This is a genomic window from Pontibacter rugosus (assembly GCF_042678745.1).
GTDB lineage: Bacteria > Bacteroidota > Bacteroidia > Cytophagales > Hymenobacteraceae > Pontibacter > Pontibacter rugosus.
Genome location: NZ_JBHTLD010000033.1, coordinates 21,547 through 27,571, shown reverse-complemented (window position 1 = coordinate 27,571; position 6,025 = coordinate 21,547). Strand labels below are relative to the sequence as shown.

The 6,025-nt window shown below is 44.0% G+C and carries 4 protein-coding genes; 3 read left to right on the top strand and 1 reads right to left on the bottom strand.

Annotated features, from left to right (window positions below):
* The first annotated feature begins 48 nt into the window (after positions 1-48).
* Complete coding sequence (locus ACFQ2O_RS05765; RefSeq protein ID WP_377523816.1) at positions 49-273, top strand: hypothetical protein; 225 nt, start codon at positions 49-51, stop codon at positions 271-273.
* A 770-nt stretch (positions 274-1,043) separates the two neighbouring features.
* Here ACFQ2O_RS05765 and ACFQ2O_RS05760 read toward each other — a convergent pair.
* Entirely contained in the window at positions 1,044-1,445 is a 402-nt protein-coding gene (locus ACFQ2O_RS05760; protein ID WP_377523812.1) for a DUF7793 family protein, read from the bottom strand.
* Positions 1,446-1,538: 93 nt separating this feature from the next.
* Here ACFQ2O_RS05760 and ACFQ2O_RS05755 point away from each other — a divergent pair, with 93 nt between their 5' ends.
* Both ACFQ2O_RS05755 and ACFQ2O_RS05750 read left to right on the top strand, forming a co-directional pair.
* The gene (locus ACFQ2O_RS05755; RefSeq protein ID WP_377523810.1) at positions 1,539-3,956 is read left to right on the top strand and encodes an aminotransferase class I/II-fold pyridoxal phosphate-dependent enzyme; all 2,418 of its coding nucleotides are present in this window, start codon (positions 1,539-1,541) and stop codon (positions 3,954-3,956) included.
* An 11-nt stretch (positions 3,957-3,967) separates the two neighbouring features.
* Complete coding sequence (locus ACFQ2O_RS05750) at positions 3,968-5,659, top strand: PAS domain-containing hybrid sensor histidine kinase/response regulator (protein WP_377523806.1); 1,692 nt, start codon at positions 3,968-3,970, stop codon at positions 5,657-5,659.
* The last annotated feature ends 366 nt before the right edge of the window (positions 5,660-6,025 follow it).

The following is a 6,025-nucleotide window of genomic DNA, read 5'->3' as shown; positions in this document are numbered from 1 at the left end:
CCTTTTATATGGTTTTCCATATACTTATTATAATGCAAGATTCTCTCTATGAACAAACTTGTACTGATATCAGCTTTAGCGCTTCTCTGCCTGTCTTCTTGCAAGATGAACGAGGAACTAGACCCGAACTTTGATGATGATGTGAGGTATACCACTTTGTCTTCTGCAACGAAAGTGAAAAAAGCTCCAGCCAACGAGGAGCTGCTTATATTTGAGCTAGATTCTGCAAAGCTTAAGTATAAGAAAGATAAAAAGTGGTTTAGGCGAAGGTAGTATACACTTGCTTCATTAAACGTATACTAGTGCTTCGCCAAATTAGAAATAATTCGTTAGAAGATTTAAACAGGTTTTCTAGGCCAATTGCTAGCTCAAACATTAAATTGGTCAACTGCTAGGTGGGAACAGTGCTTCAATACCAACTTCTTATCTCAATTAGCGCAGAGAACAACAAAGGTTAACTGCTTGTTTGTTTTTCTATTTCTCTAACATCTGCTGCTACCCAAGCAGAGGCTTTTATAGCTTATAGCCACACCCTCATCATACACCTGTACATTTCAAATCTGCCTCATGTCTGTCGGCGGTCCTGTAGCTGGGTATAAAGCATTCTCCTATTCTAAGTGCCTTTGGTAACTTCCATCTGATGATGGCATAGCATGGCAATTATGCTTTAAATCAATTATTACAGAAACTGCCTTATAGTCAATACAGTAACTGAGTTTATGCCAACTTGAGGGTAAATTAACCCTTCAACTCTACTTTCCTTTGCCTGCACTTAGCCTCTCTGAAAGATCAAATTGCACAGATATAAGTAAAAACATGTTTAAACATCTATCCTGCTTATGTTCGTACAGGTGCTTGAACTATGATGAGGAGAAACAGGTTAAGCTCTTGCACCTGAAAACAGGAGGCGTTAAGGTTTATACTTTCCCTGAATATGTTTAAAAGCGACAAGTTTGTTAATTCAGAGGAGGTTAGGAGAAGAGACAGGTTAAGTAAGTATAAATCACTTTCACTTCGGTGTGAGACAAAACAAATCAGCAGGTTTATTGCTTAAACTGAACCAGCCACTCAAGTGCGCTTTTCTCGTCTGAAAACATGCGGGTAGGGTTCTTAGGCTTATTAACCATTATGAAAAAGTTAGCCATCATACGCAATACAGGTGATCCTACTAAAATAGCGCTGGATATTACGAAGTCGTTCCCTTCGTCTGCCATATAGTCGCGCGCTTCTTTTGTAGAATGCTCTACCGGCTGTATATCAAACAAACAGGGGTACGACTCGCCTTCCACAAAGGCAATCCGGTCGTTAACTATTTGCTTGGCAACAGTTAACTCCAGCTGCTTCAGGGGCTTATAGTACATATAGAAGATGCCGTTCTTTAGCATCATTTTAACATAAGCTGTTTCGGTTGACTTAATGTCTCGATCGCTTTCAGAATTTACCATCAATGGCTAATTATATGCAGTCTGATAATTTATCAAATGTCTAAAAATATTTGCAAGTAAAAGAGTTTTATGGCGAAAATCAGGCATAACAATATGTTGGATACAGTAGATTCAGTTCTTTCTGTTTCCAAAAAAAACGGTATCATCCATCTGCATGCCCAGGATGAAACCTTGGATGGGCAACACCTGACCTTAAATGGTCATCAAGTGCTGCATTTTGGCACTTGTGGTTACTTAGGTCTTGAGCACCATGCTGACTTAAAAAAAGGTGCTATTGATGCTATTGAACGCTATGGAACTCAGTTTCCTATGTCGCGCACGTATGTGTCTAACCCTTTATACGCGCAACTGGAGCAGATGGTGCAGCAGATGTACAAGGCTCCGGCTGTAATCTCTAAAAACTGTCCCCTTGCGCACTTAACCACTATTCCCAGCCTTATCCGGCAGACAGACCTTGTAATACTGGACCACCAGGTGCATGCTAGTGTGCAGGAAGCGGTAAAGAAGCTACTTAGCCAGGGAGTGTCTGTGGAAATGATCCGGCACAACAACCTGGAGATGCTGGAAGACCGCATATTAAAGCAGCGCAGCAAGTATGAGCGTATCTGGTATATGGCAGACGGCGTTTACTCAATGTACGGAGACTTTGCGCCTATAAAAGATATGATTGCCTTGGCAGAAAAGTATGAGCAATTATACTTGTATGTAGATGATGCCCATGGTATGAGTTGGGCTGGTGAGCACGGCACAGGCTATGTGATGAGCCAGATGGGTAATACGCTGTATCGAAAAATGGTGCTCACTGCCAACTTGGGCAAAGCCTTTGGTGCCTGTGGCGGCTTATCGCTGTTCCCCAACGAAGAGTGGTACCATAAGGTAAACAACTTTGGCGGCCCGCTTACTTTTTCTGTACAAATAGAGCCTGCTACGTTGGGAGCAGCCATTGCCTCGGCTAAAATTCACCTGAGCGAGGAAATTTATACTTTACAGAAGGAGCTGCAAAACAGGATAGCCTACTTTAACCTTTTGCTTAAAGAAACAGACCTGCCCTTGGTGCACGAGAGCAACAGCCCCATCTTCTTTATCGGCACAGGCACCATGGATATGGGGAATTACCTGGTGCAGGCGCTGCTGCAGGATGGCGTATACGTAAACCTGGCTACCTTTCCGGCCGTGCCTACCAAAAACATTGGCATCCGGATCACCATATCGTTAAACAACACTTATGAGGATATAGAAGAACTGGTAAAGCGGCTTCAGGTAAACTTTACCAAGGCGCTGGAGGCAACGAACCAAACGCAGGATAAAATCCGAAAGGCTTTTAAAATGACTCCAGCCATAACAGTGGCTGCTGCTAAGGCAACTCCTGCGTTAGAACAGTTTTATAAGCTTAAAACGTATGCCTCTATTCAGGAGGTTGATCCGAATATTTGGAACGGCTACCTGGGCAAGCACGGCATGTTCGACTGGAATGGGTTGAACTTCCTGGAAAAGACCTTTAGCGGAAACGGGGCAGCAGAGCACGATTGGACTTTCCGCTACTATCAGGTAGAGGATGAGCAAGGGAAATTGCTGCTGCTCACTTTTTCTGTAATCGCCCTGCACAAAGAGGATATTTTCTCGCGTGTGTCTGTTTCTAAAGTGGTGGAGAAAGAGCGCGAGCTTAATCCCTATTACCTGACTTCAACGGGAGTTATACTTGGTAGCCTGTTCACAGAAGGAAATCACCTGTACCTGAACAGAGAGCACACCGGGTGGAAAAGCGCCTTAAAACTATTGATGGAGGAGTTAAGCCGCGAGCAGGAAAAAGCAGGGGCAAGTAACGTGATGCTACGCGATTTTGAAGCCGGAGATCAGGAAATGGATGAATTTATGGTGGCGCAGGGCTTCGTGAAGGCAGACATGCCGGAGTCGTGCGTAGTAACTAACCTCGGCTGGAAAACAGAAACTGAGTTCCTGGACACCCTAACGAAGGAGAACCGACGCAATTATAGCCGCTACATTAAACGCTACGAACACTACTTTGATGTAGAGGTGCGGGACCAGCTACCTGAGGCTGAATTAGACCATGCCATCAGCCTGTTTCGGAATGTAAAAGATAAGAACCTGGGGCTTAATATATTCCTGTTTCCAGATAAAGTATTTCGCGAAATGAACAATGATCCTTATTGGGAGTTTATTACGTTAAAGCTTAAAAAAGAATTTGGAGGAACAGGCATGCCTGTGGCCGTGTGTTTCTGCCATAAAAACGCAGCCAAAGTATACAGCTTTATGCTTACCGGCCTTGACTACGAGTATACGCACAAGTTTGGAGCTTATCGCCAGGCTTTGCTTCAGATAGTGAAGCGGGCTAATAGCCTCGGCTACCAAAAGGCCAATTTGGGTATTTCAGCTACCTTAGAGAAAAAGCGCGTGGGAGCAACGGCATATCCAAAAGTTGCCTACTTCCAGGCAAAAGACAATTATACCTTGGAGATGTTGGAAGCCACTATCGCCATAGAAAAAGAATAAAGGAGACGCACGTGAAAATCCTGAACGATCGAATAGAAGATATCATTAATCTTATAACAGAAGTGGCCAACGGGAACTTCGATTATCAAATCGAAGCCTCCGACTCCGGTGATGAACTGGATGCGCTGATCGAGGGCATCCGTATGCTGGGCCAGGAACTGAAAAAATCTACGGTATCCCGTGATTTTATGCAAAGCATTTACCAAGGAGTGGTAGATATGCTGCTGGTTCTGAACAAGGATTATACTATCCGAAACGTAAACGAGGCTTTTGAAGAGATTACTGGCTTCAAAGAGGTAGATCTTATAGGTATGCCAGTTGCAGACCTTTATACCTACCTCGATAATCCAAAATTACATGAGGCTAAAGCTATTTTTGAGCAGGAGGGCAAGCTCCTCAACAAAGAGCTGTTGCTTACAACCAGTTCAGGTAATAAAATGCCGACTTCCTGCTCGCTGTCTTACCTGTACAACAACCAGCATGAGCAGGAGGGCATACTGATTATTGCCAAAGACATAACAGAGCTGAAGAAAAAGGAGCAGGAGCTACAGGATGCTAAAGAGAAAGCAGAAGCTGCTAACGAGGCAAAGAGCAACTTTCTCTCAAGTATGAGCCATGAAATCAGGACACCGCTTAACGGCATCATGGGCTTTACCAACCTGCTGAAGGATACCCCCTTAAACACAGCACAGGCGCAGTATGTAAACCTGATTAAAACATCAGGCTCTAACCTTACCAAGCTGCTGAACGATATCCTGGACCTGCACCGCATTGAGCAGGACAAGATTTCCATTGAGGCAATACCATTTGACATACGTGAAAATGTGGCATCACACCTGGAGCCTTACAAGCACCTGGCAGGAGCGAAGCAGGTTGCCTTTACTTATACGTTTGATGATGCCGTGCCCAAAGTAATAGTGGGAGACCCGACACGCATTAACCAGGTGCTTATTAACCTGGTGAGTAATGCCATCAAATTTACAGAGACTGGAAGCATACGGATGCACGGAAGTGTTTTGGCCGTAGATGAAGCAGAGGAGGCGGTGGAACTGTTGTTTACCGTAACAGATACAGGTATAGGCATACCAGCAGAGAAACAAGCTGTTATCTTCGAATCCTTTACCCAATCCGATCAAACCACGTCACGCAAATACGGTGGCTTTGGCCTGGGTTTAGCAATAAGTAAAAAGCTTGTGCGCCTGATGCACGGCGAGATGGGTGTTTCGAGCCCACCAGAGAGGCAGGGTGAGGGCTCTTCTTTCTGGTTTAGTGTTAAATTAAACTTTGTTAAAAGCGAGGAGTTGGCTATGGATGATGACGAGTATGAATTGTCTTACAAGGTACGCGATAATTATCAGGTGCTGGTGGTGGATGATAACCCGATCAATGTACTGTTGATACAGGATGTGCTGGAGAATTACGGGGCTGTAGTGACAACCGCAGAGGGAGGTGAAGAGGCCGTGCAAATAGCTTTAGATAACCCCTTCGACCTGATTCTGATGGATATTCAAATGCCGGGTGTAGATGGGCTTGAAGCCTCCAGTAGGCTAAGGCGGGCTGGTCTGAAAAGTCCCATTATCGCTTTTTCCGCAAATGCCTATAAAGATGATATCGCTAAAAGTATGGAAGCCGGCATGAATGACCATTTGTGTAAGCCTTTTACAAACCGAGACTTGGTAGCCATACTTAAGAAATGGGCATAAGTACCCTATCAAGTATAAAAACAGCGAAGCCTCTCCAGTTATTGGGGAGGCTTCGCTGTTTTTATACTTAGAACGCCTATTCGCATCCAAAAAAAGGCATTAGCAGTGGCTGCTCACATTTTAGTTCTCGTTGTAGCGTCATAAAAGCTATTTATCAAAACCATCTTAACTCAGCAAAACCAGCGACTTTTATGGATTATGTTTACTTGACGCCTTTATAAGTATCAGGTTTTTGCACCTGCTTGTTATTAAATTGTTAAGAAATATTTATATTTAGGATGGCAAGCTTACAGTATACTTTGTAATGCTGTTGCGTCTGCCTTTTTGTAGGGGCGCGGGGATCTTTTTGTTTCGTTTAGGAGCAAC